Source organism: Blastococcus sp. SYSU D00695 (genome assembly GCF_054050555.1).
Genome location: NZ_JBJGZP010000046.1, coordinates 1 through 15,125, shown reverse-complemented (window position 1 = coordinate 15,125; position 15,125 = coordinate 1). Strand labels below are relative to the sequence as shown.

19 protein-coding genes are annotated in these 15,125 nt (G+C 76.3%); 14 read left to right on the top strand and 5 right to left on the bottom strand.

Features of this window, described 5'->3' with window-relative positions; genetic code table 11:
* Nucleotides 1–119: 119 nt before the first annotated feature.
* The 7 genes from ACI781_RS18600 (at nucleotide 120) to ACI781_RS18570 (ending at nucleotide 5,992) form a co-directional block, all read left to right on the top strand.
* Nucleotides 120–497, top strand: coding sequence for an alpha/beta-hydrolase family protein (locus tag ACI781_RS18600; RefSeq protein ID WP_456567617.1), 378 nt, complete (start codon nucleotides 120–122; stop codon nucleotides 495–497).
* Nucleotides 498–508: 11 nt separating this feature from the next.
* Nucleotides 509–1,000 carry a hypothetical protein gene (locus ACI781_RS18595; RefSeq protein WP_456567616.1) on the top strand — a complete coding sequence of 164 codons (492 nt, stop codon included), beginning with the start codon at nucleotides 509–511 and terminating at the stop codon, nucleotides 998–1,000.
* A gap of 61 nt (nucleotides 1,001–1,061) precedes the next feature.
* Complete coding sequence (locus ACI781_RS18590; RefSeq protein ID WP_456567615.1) at nucleotides 1,062–2,909, top strand: glycoside hydrolase family 15 protein; 1,848 nt, start codon at nucleotides 1,062–1,064, stop codon at nucleotides 2,907–2,909.
* Nucleotides 2,910–2,912: 3 nt separating this feature from the next.
* Nucleotides 2,913–4,325, top strand: coding sequence for an MFS transporter (locus tag ACI781_RS18585; RefSeq protein ID WP_456567614.1), 1,413 nt, complete (start codon nucleotides 2,913–2,915; stop codon nucleotides 4,323–4,325).
* A 99-nt stretch (nucleotides 4,326–4,424) separates the two neighbouring features.
* Complete coding sequence (locus ACI781_RS18580; protein WP_456567613.1) at nucleotides 4,425–5,048, top strand: HD domain-containing protein; 624 nt, start codon at nucleotides 4,425–4,427, stop codon at nucleotides 5,046–5,048.
* A gap of 36 nt (nucleotides 5,049–5,084) precedes the next feature.
* Nucleotides 5,085–5,465, top strand: coding sequence for a hypothetical protein (locus ACI781_RS18575; protein WP_456567612.1), 381 nt, complete (start codon nucleotides 5,085–5,087; stop codon nucleotides 5,463–5,465).
* 44 nt (nucleotides 5,466–5,509) lie between these two features.
* Nucleotides 5,510–5,992: a DUF2505 domain-containing protein gene (locus ACI781_RS18570; protein ID WP_456567611.1), complete on the top strand. Its 483-nt coding sequence runs from the start codon at nucleotides 5,510–5,512 to the stop codon at nucleotides 5,990–5,992.
* Nucleotides 5,993–6,070: 78 nt separating this feature from the next.
* Here ACI781_RS18570 and ACI781_RS18565 read toward each other — a convergent pair whose 3' ends face one another.
* Nucleotides 6,071–6,643, bottom strand: a complete 573-nt coding sequence (locus tag ACI781_RS18565) for an LppU/SCO3897 family protein (protein WP_456567610.1) — start codon at nucleotides 6,641–6,643, stop codon at nucleotides 6,071–6,073.
* Between the two features lie 203 nt (nucleotides 6,644–6,846).
* Between ACI781_RS18565 and ACI781_RS18560 the strand changes: the two genes are divergently transcribed.
* The gene (locus tag ACI781_RS18560) at nucleotides 6,847–8,067 is read left to right on the top strand and encodes a serine/threonine-protein kinase (protein ID WP_456567609.1); all 1,221 of its coding nucleotides are present in this window, start codon (nucleotides 6,847–6,849) and stop codon (nucleotides 8,065–8,067) included.
* Nucleotides 8,068–8,110: 43 nt separating this feature from the next.
* Complete coding sequence (locus ACI781_RS18555; RefSeq protein WP_456567608.1) at nucleotides 8,111–8,245, top strand: hypothetical protein; 135 nt, start codon at nucleotides 8,111–8,113, stop codon at nucleotides 8,243–8,245.
* Nucleotides 8,246–8,247: 2 nt separating this feature from the next.
* Here ACI781_RS18555 and ACI781_RS18550 read toward each other — a convergent pair whose 3' ends face one another.
* On the bottom strand, nucleotides 8,248–9,282 hold the full coding sequence (locus ACI781_RS18550) for an ion channel (RefSeq protein WP_456567607.1): 1,035 nt from the start codon (nucleotides 9,280–9,282) through the stop codon (nucleotides 8,248–8,250).
* Nucleotides 9,283–9,373: 91 nt separating this feature from the next.
* Here ACI781_RS18550 and ACI781_RS18545 point away from each other — a divergent pair, with 91 nt between their 5' ends.
* Both ACI781_RS18545 and ACI781_RS18540 read left to right on the top strand, forming a co-directional pair.
* Complete coding sequence (locus ACI781_RS18545; protein ID WP_456567606.1) at nucleotides 9,374–9,880, top strand: mycothiol transferase; 507 nt, start codon at nucleotides 9,374–9,376, stop codon at nucleotides 9,878–9,880.
* A gap of 37 nt (nucleotides 9,881–9,917) precedes the next feature.
* The gene (locus ACI781_RS18540; protein ID WP_456567605.1) at nucleotides 9,918–11,087 is read left to right on the top strand and encodes an acyl-CoA dehydrogenase family protein; all 1,170 of its coding nucleotides are present in this window, start codon (nucleotides 9,918–9,920) and stop codon (nucleotides 11,085–11,087) included.
* A gap of 34 nt (nucleotides 11,088–11,121) precedes the next feature.
* Here the strand turns inward: ACI781_RS18540 and ACI781_RS18535 are convergent, their stop codons facing one another.
* Nucleotides 11,122–11,415 carry a hypothetical protein gene (locus ACI781_RS18535; RefSeq protein WP_456567604.1) on the bottom strand — a complete coding sequence of 98 codons (294 nt, stop codon included), beginning with the start codon at nucleotides 11,413–11,415 and terminating at the stop codon, nucleotides 11,122–11,124.
* Between the two features lie 178 nt (nucleotides 11,416–11,593).
* On the opposite strand from ACI781_RS18535, the gene ACI781_RS18530 reads away from it, so the two are divergent.
* The gene (locus ACI781_RS18530; protein ID WP_456567603.1) at nucleotides 11,594–11,902 is read left to right on the top strand and encodes a hypothetical protein; all 309 of its coding nucleotides are present in this window, start codon (nucleotides 11,594–11,596) and stop codon (nucleotides 11,900–11,902) included.
* Nucleotides 11,903–12,109: 207 nt separating this feature from the next.
* Here the strand turns inward: ACI781_RS18530 and ACI781_RS18525 are convergent, their stop codons facing one another.
* Together ACI781_RS18525 and ACI781_RS18520 are read right to left on the bottom strand one after the other, a co-directional pair.
* Complete coding sequence (locus ACI781_RS18525) at nucleotides 12,110–12,727, bottom strand: class I SAM-dependent methyltransferase (RefSeq protein WP_456567602.1); 618 nt, start codon at nucleotides 12,725–12,727, stop codon at nucleotides 12,110–12,112.
* The gene (locus ACI781_RS18520) at nucleotides 12,724–13,689 is read right to left on the bottom strand and encodes an NAD(P)/FAD-dependent oxidoreductase (protein WP_456567601.1); all 966 of its coding nucleotides are present in this window, start codon (nucleotides 13,687–13,689) and stop codon (nucleotides 12,724–12,726) included. Before ACI781_RS18520 ends, ACI781_RS18525 begins: the two co-directional genes overlap by 4 nt.
* A gap of 68 nt (nucleotides 13,690–13,757) precedes the next feature.
* Between ACI781_RS18520 and ACI781_RS18515 the strand changes: the two genes are divergently transcribed.
* Both ACI781_RS18515 and ACI781_RS18510 read left to right on the top strand, forming a co-directional pair.
* Nucleotides 13,758–14,348, top strand: a complete 591-nt coding sequence (locus ACI781_RS18515) for a helix-turn-helix domain-containing protein (protein ID WP_456567600.1) — start codon at nucleotides 13,758–13,760, stop codon at nucleotides 14,346–14,348.
* A 51-nt stretch (nucleotides 14,349–14,399) separates the two neighbouring features.
* On the top strand, nucleotides 14,400–15,005 hold the full coding sequence (locus ACI781_RS18510; RefSeq protein WP_456567599.1) for an NUDIX hydrolase: 606 nt from the start codon (nucleotides 14,400–14,402) through the stop codon (nucleotides 15,003–15,005).
* Nucleotides 15,006–15,125: the final 120 nt, after the last annotated feature.

Sequence of the window (15,125 nt, the reverse complement as noted above, 5' to 3'; positions counted from 1 at the left end):
GTGCGCCCCCGGCCCGCGGCCGCGACGCCCCGCCCCCCCCCCCCCCCCCCCCCCCCCCCCCCCCCCCCCCCCCCCCCCCCCCCCCCCCCCCCCCCCCCCGCGGCGGCGTCCCGCGGTTCGTGCTGCTCAGCCACGACAACGACGGGGTGACGACGTTCGGCGCGGACCTGCTCTGGTACCCGCCGGAGCGGCTGGCCGGGCACCGGCGGCCGGTGGAGCCGGTGCCCGGCGGCAGTCCCCGCGGCGTCCCCCCGGGCATGCGCTGGCGGCCGGTGACCTCGTTCTTCCAGGGGCTGGTGGACATGAAGAACGCGCAGACCGCCGGCCCGTTCGGGGCGTTCCAGCACGACTACCGGGCCGATCTCCCGCGCTTCCTCGCCGACGTGTTCGGGCTGCCGGCGACCCCGGGGCAGCTGGCCCGGGTCGAGGAGAGCCTGCGGGTCCGCGAGACCGTGCGGGAGCGGCTGTTCGCCGTCGTCCCCGGCGCCGTCGGCTGAGGGAGCCGGGCATGTGGACGCGGCTCGAGTCGCACCTCGGCTCCCGGGAGGTCGCGAAGGTCCTCTACGGCTCGATCATCGGGCTGGCGCTCGTCGTGGCGCTGGAGCAGCACCCGCCGGGCCCCGGCGTCGTCGCGGTCTGGCTGGCCGGGACGGGTCTGGCCGTCGCGCTCGCCGAGGTGTTCAGCGAGGTCGTCGGCACCGAGACGAGCACCCGGCACCCCGTGACGCGCACGCAGGCACGGCACATCGCCGAGGACGCCGCCGCGGTCTGGGTGGGCGTCGCCTCCCCCGCGGTCTTCTTCGTGCTCGCCGCGCTCGGGGTGCTCGAGGCCGGCACGGCGTTCACCGTCGCCAAGTGGTCGGGGCTCGGCCTGATCGGCTGCTACGGGTACTGGGCGGCCCGCTTCGCCGGCGAGCCGCCCGGCCGGGCAGTGGCCAAGGGGGCCTGCGTCGCCCTCGTCGGGGCCGGGCTGATCGCCCTCAAGGCGCTGGTGCACTGACCGCCGGCTCACCCCCGCGGGGTGAGGTCGCCGACGGCGGCCGCGGGCCACCGTCGGCCGCATGACGCAGACGCCCCGGCTCGAGACCGCCATCGCCGACCACGGGCTGATCGGTGACCTGCAGACCGCGGCCCTGGTGACGACCGACGGGTCGATCGACTGGTTCTGCTTCCCCCGGTTCGACTCGCCCAGCGTGTTCGGCGCGCTCCTGGACGACGAGCGCGGCGGGCACTTCCGGATCCGCCCGGCCGACGTCGCCTACACGTCCAAGCAGATGTACCTGCCCGACACCGCCGTCCTGGTCACCCGCTTCTACACCGAGGCCGGGATGGGGCAGGTCGTGGACTTCATGCCGCCGGCCGGCCCGACCGCGACCGCCCGGCACCGGATCGTGCGGCTGATCGACTGCATCCGCGGCTCGATGACCTTCGAGTGCGAGCTCTCGCCGCGGTTCGACTACGGCCGCCAGCAGCACCGGGCGGAGGTGACCGCCCACGGGGCCGTCTTCTCCGCGAACGGGCAGACCCTCACCCTGCACGTCGTCCGCGAGCCCGACGACGAGCGGCTGGCCACCGGCTCCGGGGACGGGGACAGGGCCGTCGTGCGGCTGCCCCTGGTCGCCGGGCAGACCCGCGGGATCGTCGTCGAGACCGCCGCGGACGGGCCGCCGCGGGAGATCCGCCCCGCCGAGGTGCGGCAGCTGTTCGACGAGACGGTCGCCTTCTGGCGGTCCTGGGTGGGCCGGTCCACCTACACCGGGCGGTGGCGGGAGGACGTCCAGCGCTCGGCGATCACCCTGAAGCTGATGACCTACGCCCCCAGCGGCGGGCTCGTCGCGGCACCGACGACGGCGCTGCCGGAGCAGGTCGGCGGCGAGCGCAACTGGGACTACCGCTACACCTGGGTGCGCGACGCCTCGTTCTCGGTGCACGCGCTGCTCAAGCTCGGCCTGGTCGAGGAGGTGGCCGGTCTCGGCACCTGGCTCGGCGACCGGATCCGCGAGCGGATGCACAACGACAGCGGCCCGCTCAACATCATGTACCGGATCGACGGCTCCTCCGACCTCAAGGAGGACTCCCTCGACCACTGGCGGGGCTACCGCGGCTCCGCGCCGGTGCGGATCGGCAACGGCGCCGCCGAGCAGCTGCAGCTGGACATCTACGGCGAGGCCGCCGATGCGATGTACGCCGGGATCCGGGCCGGGCTGCCGCTGCCCCACCGGGGCTGGGAGGCGCTGACCCGCGTCCTGGACTGGCTGGCCGACAACTGGGACCAGCCCGACGAGGGCATCTGGGAGACCCGCGGCGGACGGCAGCCGTTCACCTACGGCCGGGTGATGACCTGGGTCGCCTTCGACCGCGGGCTGCGGCTGGCCGCCCGGCACGGCCGCCCGGCCCCGGTCGAGCGCTGGACGGCCGCCCGCGACGCCGTCTACCGGCAGGTCATGGAGCTGGGTTTCCACGACTCCAAGCAGGCGTTCGTCCAGCACTACGGCACCGACGTGCTGGACTCCTCGCTGCTGCGCATGCCGACCGTCGGGATGGTCGACGGCCGCGACCCGAGGTGGCAGTCGACGCTGCGCGCGATGGACGACGAGCTGGTCACCGACAGCCTCGTGTACCGCTACGACCCCGCGGCCTCCCCGGACGGGCTGCGCGGCTCGGAGGGGACGTTCTCGCTGTGCACCTTCGCCTACGTGGACGCGCTGACCCGCTCCGGGCGGCTGGAGGACGCCCGCACCGCCTTCGAGAAGATGCTGACCTACGGCAACCACGTGGGCCTGTACTCGGAGGAGATCGCCCTCACCGGCGAGCAGATCGGCAACTTCCCGCAGGCGTTCACCCATCTCGGGCTCATCGACGCCGCCGTCACCCTGGACGGCGCGCTCGACGGTCGCGCGCCCCGCTGAGCCATGCACCGGACCGACGCCGCCGAGGCGGCCCCGGCGGCCGCCGGGGCCGTGGTCCTCCCGCTCGCCCTCGCCCAGTTCATCGCGAGCTACGCCGCGTCGAACATGAACGTCGCGATCAGCACGATCGCCGACGACCTCGACACCGACGTCCCCGGCATCCAGACCACGATCACGCTCTTCACGCTGACCATGGCCGCCCTGATGATCCCCGGCAGCAAGCTCACCGACATCTGGGGCCGCAAGTCCTGCTTCATCCTCGGCCTGGTCGTCTACGGCACCGGCGCGCTCGTCGCCGCGCTGGCCCCCGGCCTGGCCGTGCTGACGGTCGGCTACTCGCTGCTGGAGGGCGTCGGCTCGGCGTTGCTCATCCCGCCGATCTACATCCTGGTCACGGTGCTGTTCGCCGACATGCGGACCCGGGCCAAGTGGTTCGGGGTCATCAGCGCCGCCGCCGGGCTGGGCGCCGCCGCGGGACCGCTGATCGGCGGGCTGATCACGAGCGCGATCAGCTGGCGGGCCTCGTTCCTGCTGCAGGTCCTCGTGGTGGCCCTGGTCGCGCTGCTGGCCCGGCGGATCGACGACCCGCCGCTGCCGGCCGAGCGGCCCGCGTTCGACGTCCTCGGTGCGGTCCTGTCGGCGGCCGGCCTGTTCTTCGTCGTCTCGGGCATCCTGCAGACCAACACCCAGGGCTGGGCCTCGGCGCGGGTGTGGCTGTTCGTCGCCCTCGGCGTGCTGGTCCTCGCGTCCTTCTTCGTGCACGCCCGGGCCCGCGAGCGCGCCGGCGGCACCCCGCTGGTGTCGGTCCGCCTGTTCCGCAGCCGGACGTCGAACCTCGGCCTGGTCACCCAGACCGTGCAGTGGCTGGTCATGCAGGGCGCGTTCTTCGTCGTCTCCGTCTTCCTGCAGCAGGAGCGCGGCTACTCGGCGATCCAGACGGGACTGATGCTCGTGCCGGCCACCGTCGGGATCCTGCTGTCCTCGGGGATGGCCCAGCGGATGGCCAGCCGGCACCCGCAGCGGCTGCTCATCCGGGTCGGCTTCACCCTGACGGTCGTCGGCCTCGCGCTGCTGCTCGCCCTGGCCCGGCAGGACTCCGCCGTCTGGACCTTCTGGCCCGGCCTGTTCCTCATGGGCTTCGGGATCGGGGCGATGCTCACCGCCTCGGTCAACGTGGTGCAGTCGGCGTGGCCGGAGCAGGAGCAGGGCGACATCTCCGGCGTCTCCCGCAGCGTGTCGAACCTGGGCTCGTCCCTGGGCGTGGCGATCGCCGGCTCGGTGCTGGTCGTGGCGACGGCCGGCGGCAGCTCGCCGTTCCTCGTCGCCATCCTGGTCAGCATGGGGTTCGCGGTCCTCGGCTGGGTGGCCGCCCTGCTGCTCCCACGCGCGCAGCGGGAGCCCGCGGCCACGGTCTGAGGCGGTGCCGTCCGCCGCGGGTCGTCCGCGGCGGACGATGTGGCGGTGCCACCCGGCCCGCTGTCCTCGGGGTCCCACCTCTCCGGACGGGAGACCTCCGTGCCCCCGACGACCGATCGCCCCGACCCGGCCGCGACCGGGGTCCCGTCGCGGCTGGAGGAGGAGGCCCACCTGCTCGCCGCCGGTCTGCTGGGCGGGTCGGCGCGCTGGCCGCACGTGCAGGCGGTGGCCCGCCGCGCGGTGGTCGCGGCCCCGACGGTGCCGCCGCCGGACCGGCCGCTGCTGATGGCCGCCGCCTGGCTGCACGACATCGGCTACGCCCCGGCCCTGCGGCGCACCGGCTTCCACCCCCTGGACGGCGCCCTGTACCTGCGCGAGCAGCAGTGGCCGCCGGTGGTGGTGGGGCTGGTCGCGCAGCACTCCGGGGCCCGGATCGTCGCCGCGGAGCGGGGCCTGGCCGACCGGCTGGACCGCCTGACCCCCGACGGCTGCGTGCAGGGCCCCCTGGCCGACGCGCTCACGTTCGCCGACCAGACGTCCGGCCCCGACGGTCGGCTCATGGACGTCGACGAGCGGCTCGACGACATGCTCCGCCGGCACGGCACCGACAGCCCGAACGGCCGCGTCCACGAGCGTCGGGCGCCGGCCGTCCGGGCCGCGGTGCGGCGGACCGAGCAGCGGCTCCAGCGGCTCGGCCGGCCGGTCGCCGACCCGGTGCCGTGACGCCGCGGTGTCGGTGGTGGCGGTGAGGATGCCCGCATGACTGCGTTCTTCCTCCCGCGGGCGGCCGACGACGAGCAGGCCGAGCGGCTGTACGAGGCGCTCGCCGAGTTCGCCGGTTGCGCGCCGGCCCCGCCGGGGCAGCGCGTGCGCGCCATCGAGTTCGTCCAGGACGGCGCCCGCTGGACCGCCGCCGTCGGCGAGGAGCTGCGCGGCGAGCGGACGACGCAGCAGCTGCGCCGCGGCGAGCTGGTCGAGCGCACCGAGGTCCTCACGTCCGCCACGCGCGTGCTGGCCGTCTACCCCGGCACGCCGCACGTCGTCGTCACCGACGCGCAGCCGATCACCGGCGCGGCGTCGGAGTGGGCGAACCCGTTCACCGCCACCCCGGAGCGCACCGTCCTGTTCGACCGCGGCTGAGCGCCCCGCCGGGCGGGCTCCCCGCGACCGCCCGAGGATGGGGCGTGACCATCGAGCTCTCCGCCCGGCACCCGGCACCGCCCGACCGGGTGCAGGCCACGCTCACCGACGAGTCGTTCCTGCGGGCGGTGGCCGCGGCGCTCGGCGCGCGGGTGCAGGAGGCGACCGTCGACGGCGCCACGACCCGGGTGCGGATGGTCGTCCCGACCGCGGGCATCCCCGCCGTGTTCGCCCGCTTCGTCGCGCCCGAGGTCGAGGTGACCGACACCCGCGCGTGGCGCCGGGACGGCGCGGGCTGGCGCTGCGACGTCGACGTCCGCACCTCGGTCTTCGGCCGGACCGTCGAGGTGGTGGCCGAGCGCCGGCTCAGCGCCGACGGCGACGGCACGCGGTCGCTGCTCGCCGGGCGGGCGCGGGTCGACGCGCCGCTGGTCGGGCGGCAGGCGGAGAAGGCGGTCGGCGAGCTCGTCGGCGTGGTGCTGCGCCGCGAGGCCGAGCTGCTGGACACCCGCCTGGCCGGCGGCTGACCGCGGCGGTGGACCAGCCCCGGACGCCGTCGGGCCCGGCCGGCGTGCTGCCGACCGGACCCGGGGAGCGCCGTGCGATCAGTCGTTCACGTACTCGGTGCAGTAGACCGTGCCCTCGGCGTCGGAGTCGCTGGTGTCGCCGTACCAGAGCCGGAAGTCCGTCTGGGAGAACTCGCTGCAGGTGTTCGGGTCGCTCTGGAACTCGCTGGCCGTCTGCTCGCCGTCCTGCTCGCCGATGATGCGCAGCACGGCCGAGGAGTCGTCGCAGTCGACGACCTCCGGGTCGCCGCTGTCGCTGTCCAGGCAGTCGCCGACCTCCGGCGCGCCGTTGCCGAAGAACGTGAACAGCGCCACGGCCGCGGCGACGAGGACGACGCCGGCGATGACCGGGATCAGCCACTTCGGCGTGCCCTTGGCCTGCGGCGCACCGAAGGCGCTCGCGCCCTGGTGCGGCGGGTAGGGGGCGCCGCCCTGCTGCGGCGGGTAGGGCGCGCCGCCCTGCTGCGGGTACTGGCCCTGCGGGAAGCCACCCGGGGGCGGCGGGGTGGGACCACCCGGCGGCGGGGGCGGCGGCGACCAGCCGCCCGGCGGGCCGGCGGGCGGCTGGCCCCAGCCCGGCTGGTCGGGGCCGTTCGAGCCCGGCGTGGTCATGCGTACCTCCCGATCGACGTGCGGCGCGCCGCGTCGGTCATCGGCGCGCCGGGTGCCGCACCCCGTTCCGGGCCGCGGCGACCCCGGCAGCATCGCAGCCCCCCGCGAGCCCGCGGGCCAGCCCCGGCTCCGCCCGCGGGTCGTGGCGGGGGCCCGCACCCGACGGCGCGCCCCGGAGCCGGCCCGCGCGTACCGTCCCGCCCATGTCGGCCGACGCCGGTGCCGGGAGCCGCCTGCTGGGCGACCGCTACGTGCTCACCGAGGTGATCGCGCGGGGCGGCATGGGCGTGGTCTGGCTCGCGTCGGACCGCCTGCTCGACCGGCCGGTCGCCGTCAAGGAGATCACCTATCCGGTGCACGTCACTGAGCACGAGCGCGAGGTGCTGCGCGAGCGCACCCTGCGGGAGGCCCGCCACGCCGCGAGCCTGGACCACCCGCACGTGACGACGGTCTTCGACGTGGTCGAGGCCGACGGACGCCCCTGGCTGGTCATGGAGCACGTCCCCTCCAGCAGCCTGCAGCAGCTGGTCGAGGAGCACGGGCGGCTGCCGTGGCCGACCGTGGCGCGGATCGGCCTCGACGTCCTCGCCGGGCTGGAGGCCGCGCACCGGGCCGGCATCGTGCACCGCGACGTGAAGCCCGGCAACGTCCTGGTCGACCCCGCCGGCCGGGCCCACCTCACCGACTTCGGCATCGCCACCGCCACCGGCGACTCCTCGCTCACCACCACCGGGACGATGATCGGGTCGCCGTCCTACATGTCCCCCGAGCGCGCGCACGGGGACCGGCCGGGGCCGGCGACGGACCTGTGGTCGCTCGGCGCCACGCTGTACACCGCGCTGGAGGGCCGGCCCGCGTTCGCCCGGGCCGAGCCGATGGCGACCCTGCTCGCGGTGGTGTCGGAGTACCCGCCGCCGATGCCGCGCGCCGGTCCGCTGGAGGCGCTGCTGCGCGGGCTGCTGACCAAGGACCCCGCCGGGCGCACGACCGCGGCGCAGGCCCGCCCCCAGCTGGAGGCCGCGCTCGCCGGCGCGGCTGACCCGACGTGGTCGCCGCCCCCGGCGCCGTCGGCCGCGCCCCCACCGGCGGACGACGCCGCGGCCGCGGCCGGCGGCGACCGGGTCGAGCGGATCACCGTCGACGACCTCAAGGCGCTGGCGGCGGGCTCGGCCGCGCTGCTGGGCTCGGTGGCCCGCGACGCCGCCGACCAGGCCCGGTACCTCGCCGAGCGGCACCGCGCCCGCCGGGCCGACCGCGCCTCTCCCGCCGACCGGGACGCCGCCCCGCCGGAGACCGCCCGCGGGCGGCGGTTCCGCTTCCGCCGCCGCTGGGTGGTGGTCCCGGCCGTCCTGCTGGTGCTGGTCGTCCTGGCCGTCGCCGCGGGGGTCGTCGTCCTCGTCGGGCTGGCGGTCGGCGCCTTCTGACGCCGACTCGCCCGCCGCTCCCCGCTGCGGCAGGCTCGCCCGCATGAGCGCCCCGGAGCCCCGGCCCGAGCAGCCCGAGCAGCCGCAGCCGCGCGACATCGCCCTCGAGCAGCCGGCGCCCGGTCAGCTGGAGGAGCTGGAGGCGGCCAGCGAGCCGGAGGGTCCCGCCGACAGCTGAGGTCAGCCGGCGAACAGGCGCTCGCCGTCCAGCCGCTCGCGGGCCACGTAGTAGAGGGTCGTGCCCGACGGCACCGGAACGTCCCACGGCGGGCTGACCCGCAGCTCCCCGTCGGGGCCGCGGACGGCGAGCAGGGTGGCGCCGAACCGCCGTCCCAGCTGGGTCGCGACGTCGCCCACCGTGGCCAGCGCGGTCCGCTCCGGGACCCTCGCCGAGTACGTGTTGCCGTGCCCGCCGCTGGTCATCAGGTCGTTGTAAACCTGCGTCAGGCCGGGGTCGGCCGCCTCCTCCGACAGCAGGAACGGCATGTGCCACTGCACCACCTGCACGCCCGCGTTGACGTAGCGCAGGCTCTCCTGCCGGGCCAGGTCCCGGACGGCGGCAACGAGGTGGACGCCGGGGTGGGCATGGTCCACCGCGACCGCGATGGCCAGCGTCTCGTTGTCGTCCCGGCCGTCGATCACGACCGTCCGGGCGCGCGGCACGCACGCCCGCACCATGACGTCGGCGTGAGTGAGGTCGCCGCGGACGAAGTCCACGTCGGCCAGGTGCGGCATCGGGTCCTCGGCGACGTCGTCCCAGGCACACAGCACCACCCGGGTGGTGCCCTCGGCGGTCAGCTCGGCCACGATCCGCTCGGTGCGGCCCGGCGTGTAGCCCAGCAGCACGACGTGCCCCTGCAGGTCCAGGGCGACCACTCCTCGGGTCCGGCGGCCCCGCGCGGTCTGCAGGGCCGAGGTGAGCTGGCTGAACAGCAGGGTGAGCGTGACGATCCCGCCGACGACCACGAAGGCGCCGACCACCCGCCCACCCACCGAGGTGGGGAAGACGTCGCCGTACCCGACGGTCGCGGACGTGACGACGAAGTACCACCAGTACGTGTCCGGGTCGGCGATGCCGCTGCCCGCGGGCTCGACCAGCGCCATGGCCAGCCAGCTGGTCAGGAAGACGGCGACGGTGACCGCCAGCGGCAGGCGCCAGCTGCGCAACCGCAGGCGGAGCACCCGGGCCAGGCGGGCGAACAGCAGGAACGGCACCCGGTCCTCCCCGGTCGGCGGTGATCGCCCTGCACCGTAACGACCCGCCCCCGGACGGGTCGGCGGCCGGTCCGGCGGGTAGCCCGGGCCGGTGATCAGCCGTGACGTCCTCGCCTCCGCCTACGCCCAGGTCGCCGAGACGCTGGAGAGCAGCCTCGACGGCCTGACCGCCGACCAGCTGGCCGCCCGCGTCGGCCCGGGCGCCAACCCGATCGGCTGGCTGGCCTGGCACCTGCTGCGCGTCCAGGACGACCACCTCGCCGACGCCGCCGGCAGCCGCCAGGTGTGGACCGGCCAGGGCTTCGCCCGCCGCTTCGACCTGCCCCTGGACGACGGCGCGACGGGCTACGGCATGTCCGCCGAGGAGGTCGCCGCCGTGCGGGTGAGCGACCCCGCGCTGCTGGTCGAGTACTCGGCCGCGGTGCACGCCCGGACGGCGGAGTTCCTCGCCGGGCTGGCCGACGAGGACCTCGACCGCGTCGTCGACACCCGGTGGGACCCGCCGGTGACGCTCGGGGTGCGGCTGGTCAGCGTGCTGTCCGACGACCTGCAGCACCTGGGCCAGATCGGCTACGTCCGCGGACTGCTCGGCGCCTGACCTGCGGCGTGACCCGGGCGGTCGTAGCGTCGACGTCGTGACCAGCCCCGACTTCTACGCCCTGGAGGAGCTCCTCGAGCCGGAGGAGATCGAGATCCGCGACCGGGTCCGGGCCTTCGGCGAACGCGAGGTCCTCCCGGTGGTCAACGACTACTGGGAGCGCGCGGAGTTCCCCGCCCAGCTGGTGCCGCGGCTGGCGGAGCTGGGCATCGCCGGCGGCACGATCGAGGGCTACGGCTGCCCCGGCATGAGCGCGGTGTCGGCCGGGCTGGTGGCCGCCGAGCTGGCCCGCGCCGACGGCAGCATCGGCACCTTCAACGGGGTGCACAGCTTCCTGGCCATGCAGTCGATCGCGCTGCTCGGCTCGGAGGAGCAGCGGCAGCGCTGGCTGCCGGAGATGGCGCGGATGGAGCGGATCGGCGCGTTCGGGCTGACCGAGCCGCAGCACGGCTCCGACGCCGTCGCGCTGGAGACCTCGGCCCGCCGCGACGGGGACGCCTTCGTGCTCGACGGGCGGAAGAAGTGGATCGGCAACGGGTCCATCGCCGACCTCGTGCTGATCTGGGCCCGCGACGAGGACGGCGACGTCGGCGGCTACGTCGTGGAGAAGGGCACGCCGGGCTTCGAGGCGACCGTGATGACCGGCAAGACGGCGCTGCGGGCGGTGTGGCAGGCCGAGCTCACGCTGACCGGCGTCCGGGTCCCGGCGGAGAACAGGCTCGCCGGCTGCCGCTCGTTCAAGGACGTGTCCCAGGTGCTGGACCGCACCCGCTACACCGTGGCGTGGCGGGCGCTCGGCCTGGCGACCGCCTCCTACGAGCTGGCGCTGGCCCACGCCCTGCAGCGGGAGCAGTTCGGCCAGCCGATCGCCGGCTACCAGCTGGTGCAGGACAAGCTCGCCCGCATGCTCGCCGAGATCACCGCGATGCAGCTGATGTGCTGGCGGCTGTCGAAGCTGGCCGACGCCGACCGGATGACCCCGGCGATGGCCTCGCTGGCGAAGATGAACCACGCCGCCAAGGCCCGCGCGATCGTCGCCGACGCCCGCGACATCCTCGGCGGGGACGGGATCCTGCTCGACCACCACGTCGCCCGCCACCACGCCGACATGGAGGCGGTCTTCACGTTCGAGGGCACCGACTCGGTGCAGGCGCTCATCGTCGGCCGCGAGATCACCGGCCACTCGGCGATCAGCGGCCGCCGCTGACCCGGGGCCGACGGGGGCCGGGCGGGCGGCCTCCTCAGACGGCGCGCAGCAGCGGACCGGGGCGGGCCCCGGTCGCGGCGGGTGCCGGCGCCGGGGTGCGCGGCGCGGGCGCGCCGCTGGTGAGCCGCACGCACTCGGGGCACGCGGTGCGCCCCGACCCCATGCGCTCCCACTTCTGCGAGCCCCAGATCTGCACGATCGCGCCACACAGCGCCAGGTCGACGACGCCGTCCAGGTCGCGGGCCGGCCGGTCGGTCACGACCGCGTGCCACGGCGTCGCGCCGGGCTCCCCGTGCCACGACCAGCGATCCGGTCGGGCGAACCCCACGGCATAGGACTCCACGGACGACTTGTGCCCCGCGATCCGGGGGCGCAAACACGGCGGTGCCGGAACCGGCCCGTGCGGCTCCCATCGGGCTCCCGGGCACGGCGGGCGGAGTCCCGGCGTTACCGTCGGACGAGACGACGTCGGCCCGCGGGACGTCGGTGTGGGGAGGGGTGTCCCGGTGGAACCGGTGAGCCTGCTGGTCGGTGCCACCCTGCTGGCGCTGGGCTACGGCGCGGGGCTGCTGACCCGCCGCCGTCCGGCCCCTCCGGCGCCGCCCCCGACCCCGCTGTGCGGATGCGGGCACACCCTCAGCCAGCACGACACCGAGACCAACACCTGCTACGCCGAGCTGCGCCGCGACACCTACGACAAGCGCGGCCGCTGGTCGGGGCACGCCTGGGTGCCGTGCACCTGCCGGCAGTACGTGGGGCCGCGCCCGATCGACGAGGTCTTCCAGCCGCGCCTGCTCCCCCCGGCCGCGGACTGAGGGCCGAGGCCGCTCTCCCGTACCGCGGCAGTGCCGCGGTACGGGAGTCACCGCCGCCCCACAGCGCGGCACCCACCCCGCCACGGCGGCACCCACACGCGCACGCGCACCCGCCCACACGCGCACCCGCCCGCGCCGCCGGCCGCACCCGTGCCCTCGCCCGCCCGCGCCGCCGGCCGCGCCCGTGCGGGCGCACCGGGCAGGAGGTCAGCGGCGGCGGGCCCGCAGGACGGCGTCGGCCATCGGCAGGTCCTCCCCCTCGTGCGAGCGGCCCAGTCGGGGGCGCGCCTCGGCGACCAGCACCTCGAACTCCCCCGCCGGCAGCGCCGCGGCCAGCTGCTCCGCGGTGGCGAACCGGTCGGGGTCCTGACCGAGCCGCACGGTGTGCAGGTCGCTCGGGTCGTGCTGGGCGACCAACAGCGTGCCGCCGGGCGCGACCTCGGCGGCCAGCCGGCGCACGACCTCCTCGCGCCGGGCCGCCGCCGGGTGCAGGAAGGAGGCCGTCACCAGGTCGTACGTGCGGGCGGGCGGCGTCCAGGTGGTGATGTCGGCGTACTCCCACGTCGTCCGCGCGGTGAGGCCCCGCTCGGCCGCCGCGCCCGCGGCCGAGGCCAGCGCGGTGCGGGACAGGTCGACGCCGGTGACCCGCCAGCCCTGCTCCGCCAGCCAGATGGCGTCGCCGCCGGTGCCGCAGCCGACGTCGAGCGCGCTGCCCGGCGGGCGACCGGCGATCTCGGCGACCAGCACGTCGTTGGGCCGACCGCTCCAGTGCGTCTCCCCGGAGGCGTACCGGTCCTCCCACCAGGCCTCGTCGTAGAGGGTCACGCGGCACCCGCCACCGAGGCGCGGGCCGCGACGGCGGCGCGGGTGTCCTCCAGCACGAGGTCCATGTTGACCTGTCCCGCCGCGGCCAGCCCCTGCGCGGCGGCGACGACGACCTGCGCGCGGACGTCGCCGGCGTTGCCCGCGACCCACACGCCGGGGACCGACGTCGCGCCGTCCGGTCCGGTGGGCAGCACCTCGCCGAACACGACGCCGTTCATCCCCGCCTCCGCCGGGACCAGCCCGAGCTCGGCCAGGAGCTCCCCCGGTGCCCGCACCCGCGTCTGGGCGACCAGCGCCCGCCGCGGGACGACGGCGCCCGACGCCAGCCGGACCCCGCTGAGCCGGCCGCCCTCGGTCTCCAGCCCGGCAACCTCGCCGGTCACGACCTCGATGCCGCGGGCGGCCAGCTGCTCCCACTCCTCCTCCGACGGGTCGGGGGCGGTGTGCAGGAAGAGCGTCACGTCGGGGGTCCACTGCCGCCACAGCAGGGCCGCGTGCACCGCCATCGGGCTGGACGCGAGGACGCCGACCGGCTGGTCGCGCACCTCCCAGCCGTGGCAGTACGGGCAGTGCAGCACGTCGGTGCCCCACAGCTGCGCCAGCCCCGGGACGTCGGGCAGCTCGTCGGTGACGCCGGTGGCCACCAGCAGCCGCCGGGCGAGGACGGTGCTCCCGTCGGCCAGCGACACCTCGAAGCCGCCGTCGACCCGCCGCGCCGCGGTCACCCGGCCGTCGCGGACCTCGCCGCCGTACCCGGCGACCTCCGCGCGGCCCGCGGCCACGAGCTCGGCCGGTGGGGTGCCGTCGCGGGTCAGGAAGTTGTGCACCCCGGCCGCGGGGGCGTTGCGGGGCGACCCCGCGTCCACCACCAGCACGCGGCGCCGGGCGCGGACGAGCGCCAGCGCGCCCGACAGGCCCGCCGCTCCCCCACCGATGACCAGGACGTCGACTCGTTCGCTCATGCCGACGAGGGTGCGCACCCTGTCGCCGTCTTGACAAACTTCCTTGCCGGAATGGCAAAGTGGGCCGCATGAGCGACGACGACGTCCTGGCGGCCGTGGGCCCGCGGCTGCGCGAGCTGCGGACCAAGCGCGACGTGACGCTGACGCAGCTGTCGGAGACCACCGGGATCTCGGTGAGCACGCTGTCCCGGCTGGAGTCCGGGCAGCGGCGGCCCACCCTGGAGCTGCTGCTGCCCCTGGCGCGGGCGCACTCGGTCACCGTCGACGAGCTGGTCGGCGCGCCGGACACCCCCGATCCCCGCGTCGTCGCCCGCCCGTTCGAGCGGGGCGGGCACACCTTCTGGCCGCTGACCCGCCGGCCCGGCGGCGTGCAGGCCTACAAGCAGGTCATCCCCCCGCACCACCCGCCCGGCGAGCCCGAGCAGAAGACGCACGAGGGCCACGAGTGGCTGTACGTCCTGTCCGGCCGGGTGCGGCTGCTGCTCGGCGGGCACGACCTGCTGCTGCGGGCCGGCGAGGTGGCCGAGTTCGACACCCGCACACCGCACTGGGTGGGCAACCCCTTCGACGTGCCGGCCGAGATCCTCAACCTGTACGGCCCGCAGGGGGAACGGATCCACGTGCGCGCCCAGCCGGCGCGGGGCGCCGACCGCGGCTGAGCAGGAGGACGGCGGCCCCGCTGCCGTAGGTTCGGCCGCGGAGGTGCACCCATGCCCACGACCCTCGACCGGGACGTCGCCGCCGCCCGCGTCTCGGCCTTCCCCCGCCGGGCCGCGCACCGGCCCGACCTCAAGCAGGCCGCCGTCGCCGTCTGCGTGGTCGAGGACCCCGGCGGCCCCGCGGTGCTGCTGACCCGCCGGGCCGCGCGGATGCGCAACCACGCCGGCCAGTGGGCGCTGCCCGGGGGCCGGCTGGACGCCGGGGAGACCCCCGCGCAGGGCGCGCTGCGGGAGCTGGCCGAGGAGGTGGGGCTGGTCCTCGAGCCGTCGTCGGTCCTCGGGCTCCTCGACGACTACGTGACGCGCTCGGGCTACGTCATGACGCCGGTCGTCTGCTGGGCCGGGCCGACCGGCGAGCTGACCCCGCACGAGGCCGAGGTCGCCAGCATCCACCGGATCCCGGTCGCCGAGCTCGACGTCGACCCGCGGATGCTCACCATCCCCGAGTCCGACCAGCCGGTGATCCAGCTGCCGCTGGGCGGCCGGTACGTGCACGCCCCGACCGGGGCCGTGCTCTACCAGTTCTGCCAGGTCGCGTGCCGGGGGCGCGACACCCGGGTGGCCCACCTGGAGCAGCCGGTCTTCGCCTGGCGCTAGGGCGCCGGGGGGGGGGGGGGGGGGGGGGGGGGGGGGGGGGGGGGGGGGGGGGGGGGGGGGGGGGGGGGGGGGGGGCGGGGGGGGGGGGGGGGGGGGGGGGGGGGGGGGGCGGGGGGGGGG